We start from the raw sequence: 21405 nt of genomic DNA on the forward strand, positions 1-21405 counted from the left end.
CAGTTCTGGCGGGCTTCATGACATGTCCACCAGGCATACGCAAGTGCGTCGCGGCTTGCTCAAGGGCTGCGGTACCCTAGCGCCATGCGTGCCGTACGCCTTCTGCTTAGCGGGCCGCGCTGATCAGTACCGACCCCCGGGCGACCTGGGTGGTCGGCATCGGCGCGGCGTCCCCTCCTGTGCGAGGGGTTTTTTCGTTTTAAAGGACGCAGCCGCAGGCAGAGACGATCGATGGAGCTTTGAGGATCATGAGCGAGACGAACCCCGCTGCCACCGCCGAGGTGGCCGCGCCGCACCGCTACACGGCCGCCCTGGCAGCCGAGATCGAGGCACGCTGGCAGGACTTCTGGGACGCCGACGGCACCTACGCGGCACCGAACCCGAAGGGTGACCTGGCCGGCGATCCCGAGCTGGCCGCCAAGCCCAAGAAGTTCATCATGGACATGTTCCCGTACCCCTCGGGTGCGGGCCTGCACGTCGGCCACCCGCTGGGCTACATCGCCACCGACGTCTTCGCCCGGTTCCAGCGCATGACCGGCCACAACGTCCTGCACACCCTGGGCTTCGACGCCTTCGGCCTGCCCGCCGAGCAGTACGCGGTGCAGACCGGCACGCACCCGCGCGTGTCCACCGAAGCCAACATCGAGAACATGAAGGCCCAGCTGCGTCGGCTGGGACTGGGCCACGACAAGCGCCGGTCGTTCGCCACGATCGACCCGGACTACTACAAGTGGACCCAGTGGATCTTCCTGCAGATCTTCAACTCCTGGTACGACGACGAGGCCAGGAAGGCCCGCCCGATCTCCGAGCTGATCGCGCAGTTCGAGTCCGGTGAGCGCGCGATTCCGGGCACCACGCGCGCGTGGAACCAGCTGACCGCCACCGAGCGCGCCGACGTCCTGGGCGAGTACCGCCTGGCCTACGCCTCCGACGCCCCGGTCAACTGGTGCCCCGGCCTGGGCACCGTACTGGCCAACGAAGAGGTCACCGCCGACGGCCGCTCCGAGCGCGGCAACTACCCGGTCTTCAAGGCGAAGCTGCGCCAGTGGAACATGCGCATCACGGCCTACGCCGACCGGCTGCTGGAGGACCTGGAGGAGCTGGACTGGCCCGAGGCCATCAAGCTGCAGCAGCGCAACTGGATCGGCCGCAGCGAGGGCGCCCGCGTCGACTTCCCGATCGACGGCGAGCAGATCACGGTCTTCACCACCCGTCCGGACACCCTGTTCGGCGCGACCTACATGGTGCTGGCTCCCGAGCACCCGCTGGTCGAGAAGTTCACCCCGGCCGCCTGGCCGGAGGGCACCCACGACGTATGGACCGGCGGTCACGCGAGCCCGGCCGAGGCCGTCGCGGCCTACCGCGCCCAGGCCGCCTCGAAGTCCGACGTCGAGCGCCAGGCCGAGGCCAAGGACAAGACCGGCGTCTTCATCGGCGCGTACGCGACCAATCCGGTCAACGGCGAGAAGATCCCGGTCTTCATCGCCGACTACGTCCTGATGGGCTACGGCACCGGCGCGATCATGGCCGTCCCGGCGGGCGACCAGCGTGACTTCGAGTTCGCGCGCGCCTTCGAGCTGCCGATCCACTGCATCGTCGAGCCGACCGACGGCCGCGGCACCGACACCTCGACGTGGGAGAACGCGTTCGCGTCGTACGACGCGAAGATCGTCAACTCCTCGAACGACGAGATCGGCCTGGACGGCATGGGCGTGGCCGAGGCCAAGGCCCGCATCACCGAGTGGCTGGAGCGCAAGGGCATCGGCCAGGGCACCGTCAACTTCCGCCTGCGCGACTGGCTGTTCAGCCGCCAGCGCTACTGGGGCGAGCCCTTCCCGATCGTCTACGACGAGGAGGGCGTCGCCCACGCGCTGCCCGAGTCGATGCTGCCCCTGGAGCTGCCCGAGGTCGAGGACTACTCGCCGCGCACCTTCGACCCGGACGACGCCGACACCCAGCCCGAGACGCCGCTGTCGCGCAACGAGGAATGGGTCGACGTCACCCTGGACCTGGGCGACGGACCGAAGAAGTACCGGCGCGAGACCAACACCATGCCCAACTGGGCCGGTTCCTGCTGGTACGAGCTGCGCTACCTGGACCCGCACAACAGCGAGAAGCTCGTCGACCCCGAGATCGAGCAGTACTGGATGGGCCCGCGCGCGGGCCAGCCGCACGGCGGTGTCGACCTGTACGTCGGCGGCGCCGAGCACGCGGTGCTGCACCTGCTGTACGCGCGCTTCTGGTCCAAGGTCCTGTACGACCTGGGCCACGTGTCCTCCGCGGAGCCGTTCCACAAGCTGTTCAACCAGGGCATGATCCAGGCCTACGTCTACCGTGACAGCCGTGGCATCGCGGTGCCGGCCGCCGAGGTGGAGGAGCGCGACGGCGCCTACTACTACGAGGGCGAGAAGGTCACCCGCCTGCTGGGCAAGATGGGCAAGTCCCTGAAGAACGCGGTGACTCCGGACGAGATCGCCGCCGAGTACGGTGCCGACACGCTGCGCCTGTACGAGATGGCCATGGGGCCGCTGGACGTCTCCCGGCCCTGGGACACGCGTGCGGTGGTCGGTCAGTTCCGGCTGCTGCAGCGGCTGTGGCGCAACATCGTCGACGAGGACAGCGGCGAGGTCACCGTCACCGACGCCGAGCCAGACGAGGAGACGCTGCGGGCCCTGCACAAGGCGATCGACGGTGTGCGCCAGGACCTGGAGGGCCTGCGCTTCAACACCGCCATCGCCAAGATCACCGAGCTGAACAACCACCTGACCAAGGCGGGCGGAGCGGTGCCGCGGTCGGTTGCCGAGCCACTGGTGCTGATGGCCGCCCCGCTGGCCCCGCACATCGCCGAGGAGCTGTGGCGCAAGCTGGGCCACGCCGACTCGGTCGTCCACCAGGACTTCCCGGTCGCCGACCCGACATACGTGGTGGACGAGACGGTGACCTGCGTCGTGCAGATCAAGGGCAAGGTCAAGGCCCGTCTGGAGGTGCCGCCGGCCATCTCCGAGGAGGAGCTGGAGAAGGTGGCGCTGTCCGACGAGAAGGTCGTCGCTGCACTGGACGGCGCGGGCATCCGCAAGGTGATCGTGCGGGCGCCGAAGCTGGTGAACATCGTTCCGGCGTAAGCGCGGCAACGCTTCGGGGGAGCCGGACGCGCCTGGCGTCCGGGTAGTCCCCTACGGGCAGGTTCGGGGTTCTTCTGGAACTCCGGACCTGCCCGCTGCGTTTACCGTTGAGAGCGCAGCGGCTCGTGCCGCACCGGGTCGAGGAGGAGCGTCATGGAAGCGTTGATCACCGTGTTCGCCCTGCTCTTCCTCCTCTTCATCGGCCTCGGCGCGTACGCCACGGTCAAGGCGGTCGGCGCGGCCAAACGCGGAGTGGACCGTACGATCGCGCAGGCCAGGCGCACGGTCGAGGACCACACCCTGCGCGCCAAGTCCTTCGCCCAGATAGGCCCGGCCGGCGAGATCGCCCAGCTGCGGCTCACGCTGCGCACCTCGATGCGCGCCACGCAGGACGCGTTGCACGCGAGCGTGGCCGAGGACGAGTCGCTGAAGGAGTCCCTCGGCCTGTTCGAGCGGCTCAGCGTGCACGGGCACGAGCTGGACGCCGACCTCAAGCGCCTGGAGTCCGAGCCGGACCGGTCCACGCTCACCGCGCGCCTGCCCGAGCTGCGCAGCCGCACCGAGCGCATCACCCAGTCCGCCGACTCGCTGCGCTGGGCAGCCCGTGACCGGGCCCGCCGCTTCTCCGACGACGACCTGGACGCGCTCAGTGCCCAGATCGACGTCGAGGCAGGGGCCCTTCGGCACTGGACGCAGGCGGAGCCCGCGCCGGCACCCCAGCCGTGGCCCGAAGCCCCGGCCGCGGCCGACGGCTCGGCGACACAGCAGCAGACCTGGCGGGAAACACCCGGGTCCCGCACCGCCGAGAAGCCGGCGAAGCCCGCGATCACCCAGCCGACGCGGGGCCCCGCCTACCCCTGGCAGAAGAAGCCGCGCCCCGAGAGCACCACATGACCGGCCCGCACCCGGTTCGGCACGCAGGGGCCGGTCTGCCGCGCGGACGCTACGGCAGGTAACCTCCAGCTCATGTCCCGCCATGTCGCTATCGTCACCGATTCAACGGCCTACCTGCCGCCGCGGACGATGGAGCGCCACGGCATCACAGCGGTGCCCCTGACCGTGGTCCTCGGCGACCAGGCGCTCGAAGAGGGCACCGAGATCTCGACCCGTTCCCTGGCCCAGGCGCTGCAGAAGCGGCGCCCGGTCACCACCTCCCGCCCCAGCCCCCAGGTGTTCGCGGAGACCTACCGCAGGGTCGCCGAGTCCGGGGCGAGCGGCATCGTCTCCCTGCACCTGTCCGCCGAGCTGTCCGGCACCTACGACGCGGCGGTCCTCGCGGCGCGCGAGGCACCCGTGCCGGTACGGGTGGTGGACACCGGGATGGTGGCGATGGCCCTGGGTTTCTGCGCCCTCGCAGCGGCCGAGGCGGCGGAAGCCGGCGGCACGGTGGACGAGGCCGTGACGGCAGCGGAGAAGCGGGCCGCGGGCACCTCCGCCTACTTCTACGTCGACACGCTGGACTATCTGCGCCGCGGCGGCCGCATCGGTGCCGCACAAGCCCTGCTCGGCTCCGCGCTGGCCGTCAAGCCGCTGCTCCAACTGGACGGCGGCCGCATCGAACTCCTCGAAAAGGTCCGTACGGCGTCGCGGGCGATCGCCCGACTCGAGGAGATCGTCGCCGACCGGGCGGGCGCCGCCGAGGTCGACATCGCCGTCCACCATCTCGCCGCCCCCGACCGGGCCTCCGCCCTGGCCGAGCGGCTGCGGGTGCGGGTTCCCGGACTGGCCGATCTGCACGTCAGCGAAGTCGGGGCGGTGATCGGGGCCCACACCGGTCCCGGGTTGCTGGGAGCGGTCGTCTCGCCGCGCTGACGCCCGTTCGCCGGGCCCGCCTTCGCTCGTGTGGGTGAGGGAGTTTTCCACAACTGGGCGGTAATCCCCGGGAATTGACCAAGATCATCGCGGTGTGGCGAGATGCCAGATCCTCGTCGCATGGCACTTCGATCACGTTCACGCACAGCCACCCCGACCAGCGGACCGGGTCGTGGCCCCACGTCCGACGGTCGCATCCGCCGCCGACCCGCCGATCGCCGACCCGTAGACCGCCGCCACGCCCGTCACCGGGTGCCCGCACCCGCGGAGGAGCTGCGACGCCGCGCGGAACTCCTCTTCCGCGAACGAGCCGTGGAATGGCGGGAGTCGGGCAACGCTCCGCCGGACGAAGAGCGGCCTGCGCGCACGGCGATGGTGACAGGAGCGGCGCCGGGGCTGAGCGCGGCAGGAACGGCTCCGCCCGGACTGCTTCGGGCACGCACGCCAGCCAGTGCGCCTGCACCGGCCGGGGCAACCAAGGAACAACAAGCCGACGCAGCGGGTGATTTGGGACCTGCAGAGCCTCTCGCGCCAGGCCTGCGGGAACGGGCCGGGCTCGCTCTGCGGGAGCGGTTGCCGCTGTGGTTGCAGGTGCGGTGCGGGGTGGAGCGGCGGGGAGTGGTCGCGCTCGCCGTGGTGCTCGTGGCGGCCGCCGTGTTCGCCGTCCAGCACTTCTGGGTCGGCCGGACACAGACCGTGAGCGCTCCTCAAGTGGTGCGCGCGGAGGCGCCGTTCACCAAGAAGGGCGAGGACGCGAAGTCGGGTGGCGTCGTGAGCGCCTCGGCGACGCCGGGCGGGGAGATCGTTGTGGACGTCAGCGGCAAGGTCCGCAAGCCCGGGATCCGGCGGCTGCCGGCCGGCTCGCGGGTCGCCGACGCGCTGCGTGCGGCGGGCGGGGTACGGCCGGGTGTGAGTACCGAGGGGCTCAACCGGGCCCGCTTCCTGGTGGACGGCGAGCAGGTCCTGGTCGGCGCATCCGCAGGGGCGGCGGCCGCCCAGCCCGGTCCCGGTAGTGCTGCAGGCGCCGCACCGGCAGGAACAGGACCCGCGGCCCCCGTCTCCCTCAACACGGCGACTGCGGAGCAGCTCGACACCCTGCCCGGAGTCGGCCCCGTGCTGGCCCAGCACATCATCGACTACCGCACCCGACACGGCGGCTTCCGCTCGGTGGACGAGTTGCGCCAGGTCAACGGCATCGGCGATCGCCGCTTCGCCGACCTACGGACCATGGTGCAGCCATGAGCGGCCCCGCCGACCAGCAGCCGCCGGTCCCGGCCGACCTCCGCCTGGTGCCCCCGGCGCTCGCGGCCTGGGCGACGGCTGCCCTGGTCCTTGATGCGCCCCCGGGCTGGAGCGTCGGCATCGCGCTCGCCTGTCTGATCGGCGGGGTCGGGCTGCTGACGGTCCGGCGATGGGGGAGGAGACAGGGTTCGTCGCCCGCCCGGTTCGCCTGGGCCCGCGCCCCGGTCGCTGCCGTGCTCCTCTGCGTCGCAGCAGCCGCCGCGGCCGCGGGGTTGCACGGGGCGGATGTGCGGCGCGGGCCGGTGCCCGAGCTGGCGCGGCGGTTCGCGACCGTGACCGCCGAGGTCGAGCTGACCGGCGACCCCTGGCTGAGCAGGCCACGGGTGCGGGGCGATCACGTGGCTCCCGTGGCGGTGCTGGCCAGGGCGGAGGTGCGCCGTGTGGAGGAGGGCGACGGGGTGGATGTGCGGACACGCACTCCGGTGCTGTTGGTCGTCGACCTGGATGTTCCGGCGCCACGAGCACCTCCCGCTGGGGACGGGCCCACCACGCCCGCCGCGCCCACGGCGCCCGCCGCACACGGCACGCGCGGTGCGCGTCAGGTCTGGCTCGGGCTGCTGCCGTCCACGCGGCTGCGGGTGAACGCCCGGCTGGCGCCCGCCCTGACCGGTGGTGACCAGACCGCAGCCGTGCTGCGTGTGCGCAGCGAGCCCGCGCCGCAGGTCGTCGCGGGGCCGAGCGGGCCGCAGCGGCTGGCGGGCCGGCTCAGGGCAGGGTTGCGGGAGGCGACCGACGGGCTGCCGCCGGACGCCCGGGCGCTGCTTCCCGGGCTGGTCGTCGGCGACACCTCACGGATCACGCCCGAACTGGACGACGCCTTCAAGGAAACGGACCTGGCGCACACGCTCGCCGTCTCGGGCAGCAATCTCACGATCCTGCTCGCCCTGCTCATCGGGCCGCCGGGGCTGGCCCAGCTTGTCGAGCGCCGCGGACTCGCCCCGCGCCTGGGTCTCTCGCTGCGGGTCACCGCCCTGCTCGCGGGAGCGCTCACGATCGGCTTCGTGATCGTGTGCCGGCCCGACCCCAGCGTGCTGCGGGCCGCGGCCTGTGGCTCGGTCGCGCTGCTCGCCCTGGCGACAGGGCGCCGCAGATCCCTGATCCCGGCGCTGGCGACGGCCGTACTCCTGCTGGTGCTCTACGACCCCTGGCTGGCCCGCAGTTACGGCTTTCTGCTCTCCGTGCTGGCCACGGGTGCGTTGCTGGTGCTGGCGCCCGGCTGGAGCGAGGCGCTGCAGCGGCGCCGGGTGCCGGCCCGGCTTGCCGAGGCACTGGCCGCGGCCGCCGCGGCGCAGGCCGTGTGCGCGCCGGTCGTGGCGGTGCTGTCGGCCCGGGTGAGCCTGGTGGCGGTGCCCTGCAACCTGCTGGCCGAGGTCGCGGTCGCTCCGGCCACGGTGTTGGGTTTCGCCGCGCTCGCCATGGCGCCGGTGGCGATGCCGGTGGCCAAGGTGCTGGCGTGGTCCGCCGGTTGGCCCGCCGGATGGCTCGCGGGGGTCGCGCGGACCGGGGCGGCGTTGCCCGGCGGGGGAGTGGACTGGCCGGACAGCTGGTCCGGGGCGCTGCTGCTCGCGGCGGTCACCGTGGCCGTCGTCCTGGCCGGCAGGCGGCTGCTGCGGCACCCCTGGTGGTGCGGTGCGCTCGGCGTGCTGCTCCTGCTGGTCGTGGTGCGGCCGGCGCCGCTGACCCGGGTGATCACGGGCTGGCCGCCGCCGGGCTGGCGGTACGCGATGTGCGACGTCGGGCAGGGCGACGCGACCGTACTGGCGGCAGGCGAGGGAGCCGGGGTGGTCGTCGACGCCGGACCTGATCCCGGGCTGGTCGACCACTGCCTGCGGGAGCTGGGCATCACCCGCGTCCCGCTGGTCGTCCTGACCCACTTCCACGCCGACCATGTCGCGGGGCTGCCCGGCGTCCTGCGGGGCCGCTCGGTGGCCGCGATCGAGACCACGAGCTTCGAAGAACCGGCGGACCAGGCCGAGTTCGTGAGAAAGGAGGCGGCTGAACGGCACATCCCGCTCACCCGGGCCGCGGCCGGAGAGGAACGGCGCACCGGACCGCTGTCCTGGCGGGTGCTCTGGCCGCCGGCGGCACCCACCCCGGGTCAGCTCCCGGCGCCGGGCCAGGTCCCGGTGCCCGAGCCGGACGGTCCGAACGACGCAAGTGTCGCCCTGCTCGTCCGGTCCGGCGGACTGCGGCTGCTGCTGCTCGGGGACCTGGAGCCACCGGCCCAGCAGGCCCTGCTCCGTTCCCCGGCCGCGGCCGGCCTGGCCCGAGTGGACGTACTGAAGGTTGCCCACCATGGCTCGGCCTACCAGTCCCCGGACCTGATACGGCTGGCAGCCCCGCGGGTGGCGCTCATCTCCTGCGGCGCCGACAACCCCTACGGACACCCGGCACCGGCGACCGTCGCCGCGCTGCGGGCCCGCGGGGCGACGGTCCTGCGCACCGACCGGGACGGGGCGCTCACGGTCGGCGGGGACGGCGGGACGGAAGGGGAGATACAAGTGGCGAGAGACTGAGGAGGGATCGTTCGCCCGGACCGGGCTGTGAACTTCGCCCCAGGCTGAGCCGTGAGCTTCGCCCGGACCGGGCCGTGAACTTCGCCCAGACTGGACCGTGAGCTTCGCCCGGACCGGGCCGTGGACTTCGCCCAGACTGGGTGCATGAACTCAGCACAGGCAGACGCCTATCTCCGCCGTCTCGGGGCCGCTCGCCCGCAGCATCCCACCTCCGCAGCCCTGCGCGAGCTGCACCTGCGCCATCTGCGGACCGTCCCCTTCGAGAACCTGTCGATCCACCTCGGCGAGGAGATCGTGCTGGAGGAGAAGCGGCTGCTGGACAAGGTGGTGGAGGAGCGGCGGGGCGGGTTCTGCTACGAACTCAACGGTGCGTTCGGGGCGTTGCTCACCGCTCTCGGCTACGAGGTCCAGCTGCTCGCGGCGCGGGTGCACGGGGACGAAGGGCGCCTCGGCATCCCCTACGACCACCTCGCGCTGCGGGTGCGGACGTCGGACGGTGGTGACTGGCTCGCCGACGTCGGGTTCGGTGCGCACAGCCACTATCCGCTGGCCTGCGCGGAACGCGGGGAGCAGCCCGACCCGGGCGGGACGTTCCGGGTGGCGGAGGCCGGTGCGGACCCGGCCGGAGTGCTGGGCGGCGGGGGCGGGCCGGCCGGGGCCGCGGACCTGGACGTCGTACGGAACGGCAAGCCGCAGTACCGGTTGGAGACGCGGCCCCGCGCGTTCGGGGACTTCGCGGCCGGGGCCTGGTGGCACAGCACCTCGCCGCAGTCGCACTTCACCCGGTCCCTGGTGTGCTCGCGGGTGACGGCGGACGGAGGGCGGATCACCCTCAGCGGCCAGGCGTTGACGACGACGGCCCCCGACGGACACAAGGAGACCAGGGAACTGGGCACGGACGAGGAGGTGCTGTCGGTCTACCGGGAGCGGTTCGGAATCGGGCTGAGCGGTGTGCCCACGGTGCGGAAGGCCAACAGGGACGGCTGATTCGGGACGCCGGGCGGCGGCCTGTGCCCGAGGTCTCGCCTGTCGGAAGGGCTGATTCGTGACTTCGGGCGGCGGCCTCTGCCCCAGTTCTCACCTGCCGGAAGGGCTGATTCGGGTCCCCCGGACGGCGGCCTGTGCCGGGGGCTCACCCGGCCATGGGGACTGGGCCGGGTATCGGGAGAATAGGGCCGTGAGCGATGTGAGACACGTGCTGGTGCTGCCCGACCGCGATGCCGCCGAGGAGGCGGCCGAGGCGCTCGGGGAGCGCTTCGCCCTCGACGAGGAGCCCCAGCTCGTCCGGGACGCCCTGGCCGGCGAGGACGACGCGGAGGACGCCCAGTGGCTGGTGGTCCTGCGCGACGAGCAAGGACGCCTGGACCCCGCCGAACTGGACGCGTTCGCGGGGGAGTGGGACGGCTGGCGCGAGGAACCGTGACCCCGAGACGGACCCCGGGTACGGTCCGGGACCGGTCAGGGTGCGCGGGCCGGTTCGTTGTCAGTGCCGCGTGGGATGCTGTAGGCGATGGCCAGAAAGACTGCGAATGACGACCCTCTCGCCCCGGTGACACTCGCCGTGGGCCAGGAGGACCTCCTGCTCGACCGTGCCGTGCAGGAGGTGGTGGCCGCCGCCAAGGCCGCCGACGCCGACACGGACGTACGGGACCTGACCCCGGACCAGCTCCAGCCCGGCACGCTCGCCGAGCTGACGAGCCCCTCGCTCTTCGCCGAGCGCAAGGTCGTGGTCGTACGCAACGCGCAGGATCTGTCGACCGACACGATCAAGGACGTGAAGGCGTATCTCGGGGCGCCCGCGGAGGAGATCACCCTCGTGCTGCTGCATGCGGGCGGCGCGAAGGGCAAGGGGCTGCTCGACGCCGCGCGCAAGGCCGGAGCGCGCGAGGTGGCCTGCCCGAAGATGACCAAGCCGGCGGACCGGCTGGCGTTCGTGAGAGGGGAGTTCCGGGGGTTCGGGCGGTCGGCCACGCCCGAGGCGTGCCAGGCCCTGGTCGATGCGATCGGCAGTGATCTGCGCGAGCTGGCCTCGGCGGCGGCGCAGCTCGTCGCCGACGTCGAGGGGACGATCGACGAGGCCGTCGTCGGGCGGTACTACACAGGGCGGGCCGAGGCGTCCAGCTTCACCGTCGCCGACCGGGCGGTGGAGGGCCGTACGGCGGAGGCGCTGGAGGCGCTGCGGTGGTCGCTGGCCACCGGAGTGGCTCCGGTGTTGATCACCAGCGCGCTCGCGCAGGGCGTGCGGGCGATCGGGAAGCTGTCGTCGGCGCGCGGCGGCCGGCCCGCCGATCTGGCCCGTGAGCTGGGCATGCCGCCGTGGAAGATCGACCGCGTGCGCCAGCAGATGAGGGGCTGGACCCCGGACGGGGTGGCCATGGCGCTGCGGGCGGTCGCCGAGGCCGACGCCGGCGTGAAGGGCGGCGGTGACGACCCCGAGTACGCGCTGGAGAAGGCGGTCGTGACGATCGCCCGCGCCGCGCGGTCCCGGGGGCGGGCCTGAGCGGCATGGCGGAGTGCTGGGCCAGTGGGCTGAGCCGTACGGCGGAGCGCTGATCCAGTGGGCTGACCCGCCCGGCGGGGCGGTGATCCAGTCGCCTCCCGGTCGGCGGCGAGGAGAATCGGAGCTGTCAGCCGTTACATCGCCGAGGCGCTGGAAGGCGGCGGTCGCCGTGGCTGAACACCCGCACGCAACGCTCGTCCGCAAGGGTTACGACGCCTTCTCCCGTGCCGACATGGACACCCTGCGCGGGCTGATGACGGCGGACGTGACCTATCACGCGCCCGGCAGCCACCCGCTGTCCGGCGACTTCAAGGGCCAGGACGCCGTCATGAACATGTACGGCCGGCTGTTCCAGGACAGCGGTGGCAGCCTGCGCGCCCAGTTGCGCAGTGTGTTCGTCGACGGCCGGGGTCACGTCGTGTCTCTCCACCACATCACGGCGGAGCGCGAGGGCAGGCGCTATGCAGAGGACGGATGCCTCGTCGTCCGGATCGTCGGAGACAAGATCACCGACATAGACGAGTGCGTACCGGACATCGACAAGGACGACGCCTTCTGGGCGTGATGCGAAGGCCGGGTGGGGGCCATGCCGAAGGCCCCGCCGCCCGCCCTGGGGAAGGGAGGGCGCCGGGGCCTTCGGATCAAGCTGTTGGATCCGCGCCCGCGTGGCGAACGCAGGCCGCGCACGGATCCGGGGGTGCCGGTCGGGAGCGGATGAGAGAGGGCCCGCTCTGGGTCCTGCCGGCGGTCAGATCAAAAAGGAGGTTCAGCCCTTGAGGGACGTGACCTTGGAAGCAAGCGCCGACTTCTTGTTGGCGGCCTGGTTCTTGTGGATGACGCCCTTGGAGACGGCCTTGTCGAGCGCACGCGCGGCAGCGCGCTGCAGCTCGGTGGCCTTCTCGACGTCACCCGCGGCAGCGGCCTCACGGGCCTTGCGGATCGCGGTCTTCAGGGAGGACTTGACGGCCTTGTTGCGCAGCCGAGCCTTCTCGTTGGTCTTGATCCGCTTGATCTGGGACTTGATGTTCGCCACGAAGGAGCCTTTTCAGGTTCTGGTCCGGGGCCGCTCGGGTCCCGTACCGGTGATTCAGAAATTTTCTGTCGCGCCTCGCGCTGAGAGGGCATGAGGCACAGCCATCTACAGTACCAGTGGCCCTGCGAGCGGCCCAAAACGGTCCCCGGTCCCTCCGCGTGGGACCATGGAGACTACGTATCGATCCGACCCGAGACCCTTACCCTGCGGATACCTCAAGAATCAGGACCCTGCGTGCCCGCGACCCCTAACCATGTGCCCGAGCCGAGCCGTACCGACCCGGCTCTGATCCGCAATTTCTGCATCATCGCGCACATCGACCACGGCAAGTCCACGCTCGCCGACCGGATGCTCCAGTTGACCGGTGTGGTCGAGCAGCGGCAGATGCGTGCTCAGTACCTCGACCGGATGGACATCGAGCGCGAGCGCGGCATCACGATCAAGTCCCAGGCGGTGCGTCTGCCGTGGGCTCCGAGCCAGGACCCAGGCAACACGCACATCCTCAACATGATCGACACCCCGGGGCACGTCGACTTCACCTACGAGGTCTCGCGGTCGCTGGCCGCCTGCGAGGGGACCATCCTCCTCGTCGACGCCGCCCAGGGCATCGAGGCGCAGACCCTCGCCAACCTCTACCTGGCGATGGAGAACGACCTCACGATCATCCCCGTGCTGAACAAGATCGACCTGCCGGCCGCGCAGCCCGAGAAGTTCGCCGAGGAGCTCGCCAACCTGGTCGGCTGCGAGCCCGACGACGTGCTCCGGGTCTCCGCGAAGACCGGTGTCGGCGTCGATGCGCTGCTCGACAAGGTCGTCCGGGAGATCCCGGCGCCGGTTGGCGTCAAGGACGCCCCCGCGCGCGCGATGATCTTCGACTCGGTGTACGACTCCTACCGCGGTGTGGTGACGTACGTCCGTGTCATCGACGGCCAGCTCAACAAGCGCGAGCGCATCAGGATGATGTCGACCGGCGCCACCCACGAGCTGCTGGAGATCGGCGTCAACTCGCCCGAGATGCTCCCGGCGGACGGTCTCGGTGTCGGTGAGGTGGGTTACCTCATCACCGGCGTGAAGGATGTCCGCCAGTCCAAGGTCGGTGACACCGTCACCAGCCAGGCCAAGGGCGCCACCGAGGCGCTCGGCGGCTACAAGGACCCGAAGCCGATGGTCTTCTCCGGTCTGTATCCGCTGGACGGCTCCGACTACCCCGAGCTGCGCGAGGCCCTGGACAAGCTGCAGCTCAACGATGCCGCGCTGGTCTACGAACCGGAGACCTCCGCGGCCCTCGGCTTCGGTTTCCGTGTCGGCTTCCTCGGCCTGCTGCACCTGGACGTGATCCGGGAGCGGCTGGAGCGCGAGTTCGGGCTCGACCTGATCGCCACCGCGCCCAACGTGGTCTACCGCGTGGTCATGGAGGACCGCAGCGAGCACATCGTCACCAACCCGAGCGAGTTCCCCGAGGGGAAGATCGGCGAGGTGTACGAGCCGGTCGTGCGCGCCACCATCCTGGCGCCCACGGAGTTCATCGGCTCGATCATGGAGCTGTGCCAGACCAGGCGCGGCACCCTGCTCGGCATGGACTACCTCTCCGAGGACCGGGTCGAGATCCGCTACACGCTGCCGCTCGCGGAGATCGTCTTCGACTTCTTCGACCAGCTGAAGTCCAAGACCCGCGGCTACGCCTCCCTCGACTACGAGCCCACCGGCGAGCAGACCTCCAGCCTCGTCAAGGTCGACATCCTGCTGCACGGCGACAAGGTGGACGCCTTCTCGGCGATCACCCACAAGGACGCGGCGTACGCGTACGGGGTGCGGCTTGTCGCCAAGCTGCGCGAGCTGATCCCGCGCCAGGCGTTCGAGGTGCCCATCCAGGCCGCCATCGGCTCCCGGGTCATCGCCCGCGAGACCATCCGCGCCATCCGCAAGGACGTCCTCGCCAAGTGCTACGGCGGTGACATCTCCCGTAAGCGGAAGCTGCTGGAGAAGCAGAAGGAAGGCAAGAAGCGGATGAAGATGGTGGGTTCCGTGGAGGTTCCGCAGGAGGCCTTCATCGCGGTTCTGTCCAGTGATGACAGCGCGGGGTCGGCCAAGGGCAAGAAGTAACCAGCGGTAACAACGGGTTACGTCCGCAAACCGGGCACAGGGGGCTCGTCGTACGAAAGTGCGGCGGGCCCCTACGCGTGCGTAGCGTCGCTCTGCGTGGAAAGTGACAGGCCGATGCCCCTTACGCAGCGGCCGGTCGCGGCTTACTCTGATCCCTGCTCGATAGTTACTCGCGAGTTAAACAACAAACGCGAACCCCACCGTGAGTTAACCCAGCCGCACCGAGTCAGCCGCACCGTCGCGGGCCCCGGAGGATGTCGTGACCGACACACAGACCCTGATCGAGAACCGTCCGCCGTCCGTCGCGGCCCTCTTCCTGGAACGCGTGGCAGCCACACCGGACGCCGAGGCCTACCGCTATCCCGTCCCGCCGGCCTCGGGCCAGGGCCCCGACGACTGGAAGTCGCTGAGCTGGGGCGAGGCGGCGCAGCGGGTGTACGCGATCGCGGCCGGCCTCATCGAACTGGGCCTCCAGCCGGAGCAGCGGGTGGCGCTCGCCTCCTCGACCCGGGTCGAGTGGATCCTCGCCGACCTCGGCATCATGTGCGCGGGCGGCGCCACCACGACCGTCTACCCGCAGACCAACGCCGACGAGTCGGCGTTCATCCTCTCCGACTCCGAGAGCCGGGTGCTGATCGCCGAGGACGCGGCCCAGGTCGCCAAGGCGGTGGAGAAGCGTGCGGAGCTGCCCGCGCTGACCAAGGTCGTCGTCATCGACCCGGCCGGCGTCGAGACGGACGACTGGGTGACCACCCTCACCGAGCTGGAGCAGCGCGGCGCCGCCTACCTGGAGCAGCACCCCGAGCTGATCAAGGAGCGGGTCGGCGCGCTCACCAGCGACCAGCTCGCCACCCTCATCTACACCTCCGGCACCACCGGCCGCCCCAAGGGCGTGCGCCTGCCGCACGACAACTGGGCGTACATGGCGAAGGCCATCGCCGCGACCGGCCTGATCAGCGGCGAGGACGTGCAGTACCTGTGGCTGCCGCTCGCCCACGTCTTCGGCAAGGTGCTCACCTCAGGGCAGATCGAGGTCGGGCACGTCACCGCCGTGGACGGCCGCGTCGACAAGATCATCGAGAACCTTCCGGTGGTGCAGCCGACGTACATGGCGGCCGTGCCGCGCATCTTCGAGAAGGTCTACAACGGCGTCGCGGCCAAGGCCCGCGAGGGCGGCGGGGCCAAGTACAAGATCTTCCAGTGGGCCGCCGAGATCGCCCGCGAATACGCCAAGACCAGCCAGGACACCTTCCGGCGCACCGGCACCGCCGCCGTCCCGTTCTCGCTCGGCGCCAAGCACAAGGTCGCCGACGCCCTCGTCTACTCCAAGCTCCGCGCGGCCTTCGGCGGCCGGCTGCGCGCCTGTGTCTCGGGCGCCTCCGCCCTCTCCCCGGAGATCGGCTACTTCTTCGCCGGTGCCGGCATCCACATCCTGGAGGGCTACGGCCTCACCGAGACCTCCGCGGCCTCCTTCGTCAACCCCGGCGAGGCCTACCGCACCGGCACGGTCGGCAAGCCGCTGCCCGGCTGCGAGGTGCGCATCGCGGACGACGGCGAGATCCTGCTGCGCGGTCCCGGCATCATGGAGGGCTACCACCAGCAGCCCGAGAAGACCGCCGAGGTGCTGGAGTCCGACGGCTGGTTCCACACCGGCGACATCGGCGAGCTGTCGCCCGACGGCTACCTGCGCATCACCGACCGCAAGAAGGACCTCATCAAGACCTCCGGCGGCAAGTACGTCGCCCCCGCCGAGGTCGAGGGCCAGTTCAAGGCGGTGTGCCCCTACGTCTCCAACATCCTGGTGCACGGCGCCGACCGGAACTACTGCACCGCCCTCATCGCGCTGGACGAGATCGCCATCCTCCAGTGGGCCAAGGAGAACGGCCTGGAGGGCACGTCGTACGCCGAGATCGTCGCGGCGCCGCAGACGGTCGAGATGGTCGACGGGTACGTCAAGCAGCTCAACGAGGGCCTGCAGCGCTGGCAGACCATCAAGAAGTTCCGGCTGCTGCCGCGCGACCTCGATGTCGAGCACGGCGAGATCACGCCGAGCCTGAAGCTGAAGCGGCCGGTGGTCGAGCGGGCGTACAAGGCGCTGATCGACGAGATGTACGCGGGGACGCGGGAGGCGTAGGAGCGGCGGGGGAACTGCGCGTCGTCCTGCGGCTGCGGGTCGTCCGTGGCTTGGCGCGCAGTTCCCCGCGCCCCCGGGTACCTCGCGCTCGGGCACGCTCGAAAGTGTTCGTCTTCTAGCGCTCCTGTAGCACAGTTCTCAGCCATTGCTGCCCGCTTCGGTAACTCAGCGCTTAGGCACGGGGTCTGTCTGTCACCCTGGCCGCATGGACATGGCGGCCATACCGGCACAGCGGGAGAGCGAGACCCACGACCGTGGGGGACCACAGGGACACGCCAGCCTGCCCGGAAGTCCCCTCGCGCCCGGGGTGGCCCGTGCGCTGGTGCGTGCCGCGTTCGCCGAGTGGGCCGAGCCGGAGCTCGCCGACCCGCAGGGGTGGGCGCGGCTGGCCGAGGACGCCATGGCCGTCGTCAGCGAGCTCGTCACCAACGCCGTCGTCCACGCCGGCACGGAGGTGGAGGTCGACTGGCGGCTCGAGGAGACCGGCGCGTTCGTCGTGGAGGTGCGCGACCACCACCCCGCCCGGGCCCCGCGCGACCCCGCGGACGGCGACGCGCCGTACGACGTCCCCGAGCACGGGCGCGGCCTGCGCATGGTCGCCACGCTCGCCGAGTCCTGGGGCGTCACCTACCGCACCGGCACCAAGACGGTGTGGGCGCGGCTGCCCGCAGGCGGCAAGGAGGACCCGGAGGGGCCCGCCCCGGACCTCGCCCTGGAGACGGCCGAGGCCCTCGCCCCGCAGCCGCAGCGCCCCGGAGCCGACCGGGACTGGCTCGGCCGGGGCGCGCTGTCCTTCCTCGCCGAGGCCTCCGACCTGCTCGCCGGCCAACTGGACGAGGGCCTGGTCACGGCCCTGACCGGCCAGCTGATCGTGCCCCGGCTCGCCGACTGGTGCGCGGTGTGGCTGGAGGACGAGGCGACCTTACGCGGTGGCGACGGCAGCGCCCCCGCACGGGTGTGGCACGCCAGCGAGAGCCGCATCGAGGAGCTCACCCGCGCCCTGGAGAAGGACCCGCCGTGCCCGCGCAGCGGGCTCAGGTCCGGTCCGGAGCCCTACCCCTGGCCCGGCGACGCGCTCGGCCCGCAGGGCGCCCACGGCACGGCGCTGGCGTACCGGCTGATCGCGGGCGGCCGCCCGCTGGGCACGCTGGTCATCGGGCGCTGCGGGCTGCACCGCTTCCCGGACGAGGTCACCGGTCTGATCGAGGACCTCGGCCGCCGGGTGGCCCTCGCCATCGGCGCGGCCCGCCAGTACGCCCGGCAGGCCACGATCAGCGCCGTCCTGCAGCGCGGCCTGCTGCCCGGCGCGGTCGCGGAGATCCCCGGGGTGAGCAGCGCGCTCGTCTACGAGCCCTGCGACAAGGGCGGCCCCAGCGGCGACTTCTACGACCTGTTCCCGGCGGGCGACGGCCGCTGGTGCTTCGCCGTCGGCGACGTCCAGGGCAAGGGCCCCGAGGCCGCGGTGGTGATCGGGCTGGCCCGTCCCTGGCTGCGCCTGCTCGCCCGCGAGGGCTACCGGGTCGCCGACGTCCTCGACCGCCTCAACCAGCTCCTCCTGGACGACGCCACCGAGGCCGCCGACGCGGCCGCCCGCGCGCTGGTCGCCGCCGGCGGCCGGCCCGTGCTGCCCGGGGACGGCCCGCAGACCCGCTTCCTGTCCCTCCTCTACGGCGAGCTGACCCCGCACGACGGAGGCGTCCGCTGCACCCTCGCCTCCGCCGGACACCCCCTGCCGCTGCTCCTGCGCCCCGACGGCGAGGTGCGCACCGCCGCCCGCCCGCAGACCCTGCTCGGGGTGGTCGAGGACGAGACGTACACCAGCGAGACCCTCGACCTGCGGCCCGGCGACAGCCTGCTCTGCGTCACGGACGGGGTGACCGAGCGGCGCTCCGGCTCCCGCCAGTTCGACGACGGCGACGGGCTCGCGCGGGCCCTGTCCGGCTGTGCGGGCCTGAGCGCCGAGCTGATCGCGGAAAGGATCCGCCGTCTGGTGCACGACTTCGGCGGCGGACTGCCCGAGGACGATCTGGCCCTGCTGGTCCTCCAGGCCGAAGGCGGGTGACCGCCGCCGCACGGGACAGGTGACCGCCGTCGTACGGGACAGGTGACCGCCGTCGTACGGGACAGGTGACCGCCGTCGTACGGGACAATGGAGGACATGCCTTCCGCACTCCCCGACGGCGAGCCGGTCCCCGACGACGGCGCGCTGCCCGCCTCCGCGCTCGCCGGGGCCACCGACCGGCCGCTCGGGTTCTACCTGCACGTCCCGTACTGCGCGACCCGTTGCGGCTACTGCGACTTCAACACGTACACCGCCACCGAGCTGCGCGGCACCGGCGGAGTGCTCGCGTCCAGGGACAACTACGCGGATACCCTGACCGACGAGATCCGCCTGGCGCGCAAGGTGCTCGGCGACGATCCGCGCCAGGTCCGTACGGTGTTCGTCGGGGGCGGTACGCCGACGCTGCTGGCTGCCGATGATCTCGTACGGATGCTGGGGGCGATCAGGGACGAGTTCGGTCTGGCGCCGGACGCGGAGATCACGACGGAGGCGAACCCGGAGTCGGTCGACCCCGCGTACCTCACGACCCTCCGGGAGGGCGGCTTCAACCGCATCTCCTTCGGCATGCAGAGCGCGAAGCAGCATGTGCTGCGCGTGCTCGACCGCACGCACACCCCGGGGCGCCCCGAGGCCTGCGTGGGGGAGGCGAAGGCCGCGGGCTTCGAGCACGTCAACCTGGACCTGATCTACGGCACGCCGGGGGAGTCGGACGACGACTGGCGGGCCTCGCTGGACGCGGCGATCGGGGCGGGCCCGGATCACATCAGCGCCTACGCCCTGATCGTGGAGGAGGGCACCCAGCTCGCCCGCCGGATCCGCCGGGGCGAGGTCCCGATGACGGACGACGACGTCCACGCCGACCGCTACCTGATCGCGGAGGAGCGGCTGTCGGCGGCGGGCTTCGACTGGTACGAGGTGTCGAACTGGGCCACGTCCGAGGCCGGGCGCTGCCTGCACAACGAGCTGTACTGGCGGGGTGCGGACTGGTGGGGCGCGGGCCCCGGGGCGCACTCGCACGTGGGCGGGGTGCGCTGGTGGAACGTCAAGCACCCGGGGGCGTACGCGGCGGCGCTGGCGTCGGGGCGGTCGCCGGGGGCCGGGCGTGAGCTGCTGTCGGAGGAGGACCGGCGGGTGGAGCGGATCCTGCTGGAGCTGCGGCTACGGGAGGGTGTCCCGCTGTCGCTGCTGAAGGAGGAGGGGCTGGCGGCATCCCGGCAGGCGCTGAGGGAGGGGCTCCTTCAAGAGGGACCGTACGACGAGGGGCGGGCCGTGCTGACGCTGCGCGGGCGGCTGCTGGCGGACGCCGTGGTGCGGGATCTGGTGGACTGATCACTCCGGCGAGTGAATCGGTGCGGAACGCCGGTTCGGTCCCTAACCTGATTCGTAGGCTGCCGCCAAAAGGACGCGGCGGATGTGGAGGGCCACGGAGATGACCGCTGTGGACGAGCGTGGGATGACCAAGTTCTTCGAGGAGCTCGAGGCTCCGGAGGGCGCCAAGGTCGAGCTTCTCCGGGGGGTAATCGTGATGATGGCCAGCCCTGACATCGTGCACAACATGATCGTTGCCGATGTACAGGACCAGATCCCGCGACAGCGCTGGTCTCGCCTTCAGACTCAGGACGTGGACATCCTGGACGAGGCCAGCGAGCCGGTACCGGACCTGGTGGTCGTGGAGCGTGACCTGCTTCCCGGCTCAGGCCGCCTGCTGCCGTCCCTGCTGATCACGATGGTCGTCGAGGTCGTCTCCAAGTCCAGCGTCCACCAGGACTACGTGGTCAAGCGCTCGATCTACGCGGCAGGAAAGATCCCCGCCTACCTCATCCTGGACCCGATCATGGCGCACTGCGTCTTGCTGACGAAGCCTGCCGGCCAGGGCGAGGATGCCGACTACCGGAGCCAGGAGATCATCAAATTCGGCGATGCAGTCCCCGTGGAGGTTCTGGGACTCGAACTGGACACCAGCGAGTTCGGCACGTTCCCCAACGTCAGGCCCCACCGCTACCCGTGACGAAATCGATCAGCTCCTCCACCCGCCCCAGCAACTCCGGCTCCAGATCCTTGTAGGACCCCACCCGCTTCAGAATCGCCTCCCACACCGCCCCGGTGTTCTCCGACGGCCACCCGAGCGCCCGGCACACCCCCGTCTTCCAGTCCTGCCCGTGCGGCACCCGGGGCCACCCCGCGATCCCCAGGGACGACGGCTTCACCGCCTCCCAGATGTCGATGTACGGGTGCCCGACCACCAGCGCGTGCTCGCTCGTCACCGACTCCGCGATGCGCCACTCCTTGCTGCCCGGCACCAAGTGGTCCACCAGGACACCCAGCCGCGCGTCCGGGCCCGGAGCGAAGGACGACACGATCGACGGCAGGTCGTCCACGCCCTCCAGGTACTCCACGACCACCCCCTCGATGCGCAGGTCGTCGCCCCACACCTTCTCGACCAGCTCGGCGTCGTGCCGGCCCTCGACGTAGATGCGGCCGGCGCGGGCCACGCGCGCGCGGGCGCCGGGGACGGCGACCGAGCCGGATGCGGTACGGGTGGGACGTACCGGAGCCGAGGACGACGGCAGTACGAGCGTCACCACCCTGCCCTCCAGCAGGAACCCGCGCGGCTCCAGCGGGAACACCCGGTGCTTGCCGAAGCGGTCCTCCAGCGTCACCGTGCCCGCCTCGCAGCGGATCACCGCCCCGCAGAACCCGGTGCCCGGCTCCTCCACCACCAGGCCGGGCTCCGCCGGGACCTCCGGGACGGGCTTCGGCTTCTTCCACGGCGGGGTCAGGTCGGCGGAGTACTGGCGCATTCGGATGACGATAGGAGAAG

General features: G+C 71.4%; 16 protein-coding genes. 14 read left to right on the forward strand and 2 right to left on the reverse strand.

Annotated elements, in window-relative coordinates:
• Positions 1 to 248: 248 nt before the first annotated feature.
• The 9 genes from leuS (at position 249) to ACZ5DS_RS40765 (ending at position 11817) form a co-directional block, all read left to right on the forward strand.
• Positions 249 to 3122 carry a leucine--tRNA ligase gene (gene leuS / locus ACZ5DS_RS40725; RefSeq protein ID WP_468249082.1) on the forward strand — a complete coding sequence of 958 codons (2874 nt, stop codon included), beginning with the start codon at positions 249 to 251 and terminating at the stop codon, positions 3120 to 3122.
• Positions 3123 to 3275: 153 nt separating this feature from the next.
• On the forward strand, positions 3276 to 4016 hold the full coding sequence (locus ACZ5DS_RS40730) for a hypothetical protein (RefSeq protein WP_468249084.1): 741 nt from the start codon (positions 3276 to 3278) through the stop codon (positions 4014 to 4016).
• Between the two features lie 72 nt (positions 4017 to 4088).
• On the forward strand, positions 4089 to 4934 hold the full coding sequence (locus tag ACZ5DS_RS40735; protein ID WP_468249087.1) for a DegV family protein: 846 nt from the start codon (positions 4089 to 4091) through the stop codon (positions 4932 to 4934).
• Positions 4935 to 5054: 120 nt separating this feature from the next.
• The gene (locus tag ACZ5DS_RS40740; protein WP_468249089.1) at positions 5055 to 6176 is read left to right on the forward strand and encodes a ComEA family DNA-binding protein; all 1122 of its coding nucleotides are present in this window, start codon (positions 5055 to 5057) and stop codon (positions 6174 to 6176) included.
• Positions 6173 to 8752: a ComEC/Rec2 family competence protein gene (locus ACZ5DS_RS40745; RefSeq protein ID WP_468249092.1), complete on the forward strand. Its 2580-nt coding sequence runs from the start codon at positions 6173 to 6175 to the stop codon at positions 8750 to 8752. Before ACZ5DS_RS40740 ends, ACZ5DS_RS40745 begins: the two co-directional genes overlap by 4 nt.
• Before the next feature lie 144 nt (positions 8753 to 8896).
• Complete coding sequence (locus ACZ5DS_RS40750) at positions 8897 to 9739, forward strand: arylamine N-acetyltransferase family protein (RefSeq protein ID WP_468249094.1); 843 nt, start codon at positions 8897 to 8899, stop codon at positions 9737 to 9739.
• Positions 9740 to 9929: 190 nt separating this feature from the next.
• On the forward strand, positions 9930 to 10175 hold the full coding sequence (locus ACZ5DS_RS40755) for a hypothetical protein (RefSeq protein ID WP_468249097.1): 246 nt from the start codon (positions 9930 to 9932) through the stop codon (positions 10173 to 10175).
• Positions 10176 to 10262: 87 nt separating this feature from the next.
• Entirely contained in the window at positions 10263 to 11252 is a 990-nt protein-coding gene (gene holA / locus ACZ5DS_RS40760) for a DNA polymerase III subunit delta (RefSeq protein WP_468249100.1), read from the forward strand.
• A gap of 169 nt (positions 11253 to 11421) precedes the next feature.
• Positions 11422 to 11817, forward strand: coding sequence for a nuclear transport factor 2 family protein (locus ACZ5DS_RS40765; protein WP_468249102.1), 396 nt, complete (start codon positions 11422 to 11424; stop codon positions 11815 to 11817).
• Between the two features lie 201 nt (positions 11818 to 12018).
• Here the strand turns inward: ACZ5DS_RS40765 and rpsT are convergent, their stop codons facing one another.
• Complete coding sequence (gene rpsT, locus ACZ5DS_RS40770) at positions 12019 to 12285, reverse strand: 30S ribosomal protein S20 (protein WP_067006864.1); 267 nt, start codon at positions 12283 to 12285, stop codon at positions 12019 to 12021.
• 234 nt (positions 12286 to 12519) lie between these two features.
• Here rpsT and lepA point away from each other — a divergent pair, with 234 nt between their 5' ends.
• The 5 genes from lepA to ACZ5DS_RS40795 all read left to right on the forward strand — a co-directional run bounded on the left by lepA (position 12520) and on the right by ACZ5DS_RS40795 (position 20592).
• Positions 12520 to 14388 (forward strand): translation elongation factor 4, encoded by a 1869-nt coding sequence (lepA, locus tag ACZ5DS_RS40775; RefSeq protein WP_468249105.1) that lies wholly within the window; start codon positions 12520 to 12522, stop codon positions 14386 to 14388.
• Positions 14389 to 14647: 259 nt separating this feature from the next.
• A complete protein-coding gene (locus ACZ5DS_RS40780; RefSeq protein ID WP_468249107.1) occupies positions 14648 to 16522 on the forward strand; it encodes an AMP-dependent synthetase/ligase in 1875 nt (624 codons plus the stop codon).
• A 211-nt stretch (positions 16523 to 16733) separates the two neighbouring features.
• Positions 16734 to 18584 (forward strand): SpoIIE family protein phosphatase, encoded by a 1851-nt coding sequence (locus ACZ5DS_RS40785; RefSeq protein ID WP_468249221.1) that lies wholly within the window; start codon positions 16734 to 16736, stop codon positions 18582 to 18584.
• A gap of 96 nt (positions 18585 to 18680) precedes the next feature.
• Entirely contained in the window at positions 18681 to 19913 is a 1233-nt protein-coding gene (gene hemW / locus ACZ5DS_RS40790; RefSeq protein WP_468249109.1) for a radical SAM family heme chaperone HemW, read from the forward strand.
• Between the two features lie 100 nt (positions 19914 to 20013).
• Positions 20014 to 20592, forward strand: coding sequence for a Uma2 family endonuclease (locus ACZ5DS_RS40795; protein ID WP_468249112.1), 579 nt, complete (start codon positions 20014 to 20016; stop codon positions 20590 to 20592).
• On the opposite strand, the gene ACZ5DS_RS40800 is transcribed toward ACZ5DS_RS40795, so the two are convergent.
• Positions 20570 to 21385, reverse strand: coding sequence for a DUF3097 domain-containing protein (locus tag ACZ5DS_RS40800; protein ID WP_468249114.1), 816 nt, complete (start codon positions 21383 to 21385; stop codon positions 20570 to 20572). The genes ACZ5DS_RS40795 and ACZ5DS_RS40800 overlap by 23 nt on opposite strands.
• Positions 21386 to 21405 lie beyond the last annotated feature (20 nt).

Source organism: Streptomyces sp. NPDC031100 (assembly GCF_055570785.1).

Excerpts from the sequence above, each read along its gene's own strand:
- ACZ5DS_RS40785 (WP_468249221.1), top strand. The coding sequence starts at position 16,734 with ATGGCGGCCATACCGGCACAGCGGGAGAGCGAGACCCACGACCGTGGG.
- ACZ5DS_RS40800 (WP_468249114.1), bottom strand. The coding sequence starts at position 21,385 with ATGCGCCAGTACTCCGCCGACCTGACCCCGCCGTGGAAGAAGCCGAAG.
- ACZ5DS_RS40730 (WP_468249084.1), top strand. The coding sequence starts at position 3,276 with ATGGAAGCGTTGATCACCGTGTTCGCCCTGCTCTTCCTCCTCTTCATC.
- hemW (WP_468249109.1), top strand. The coding sequence starts at position 18,681 with ATGCCTTCCGCACTCCCCGACGGCGAGCCGGTCCCCGACGACGGCGCG.
- ACZ5DS_RS40740 (WP_468249089.1), top strand. The coding sequence starts at position 5,055 with ATGGCACTTCGATCACGTTCACGCACAGCCACCCCGACCAGCGGACCG.
- holA (WP_468249100.1), top strand. The coding sequence starts at position 10,263 with ATGGCCAGAAAGACTGCGAATGACGACCCTCTCGCCCCGGTGACACTC.
- ACZ5DS_RS40735 (WP_468249087.1), top strand. The coding sequence starts at position 4,089 with ATGTCCCGCCATGTCGCTATCGTCACCGATTCAACGGCCTACCTGCCG.
- ACZ5DS_RS40750 (WP_468249094.1), top strand. The coding sequence starts at position 8,897 with ATGAACTCAGCACAGGCAGACGCCTATCTCCGCCGTCTCGGGGCCGCT.
- leuS (WP_468249082.1), top strand. The coding sequence starts at position 249 with ATGAGCGAGACGAACCCCGCTGCCACCGCCGAGGTGGCCGCGCCGCAC.
- ACZ5DS_RS40795 (WP_468249112.1), top strand. The coding sequence starts at position 20,014 with ATGACCGCTGTGGACGAGCGTGGGATGACCAAGTTCTTCGAGGAGCTC.
- ACZ5DS_RS40745 (WP_468249092.1), top strand. The coding sequence starts at position 6,173 with ATGAGCGGCCCCGCCGACCAGCAGCCGCCGGTCCCGGCCGACCTCCGC.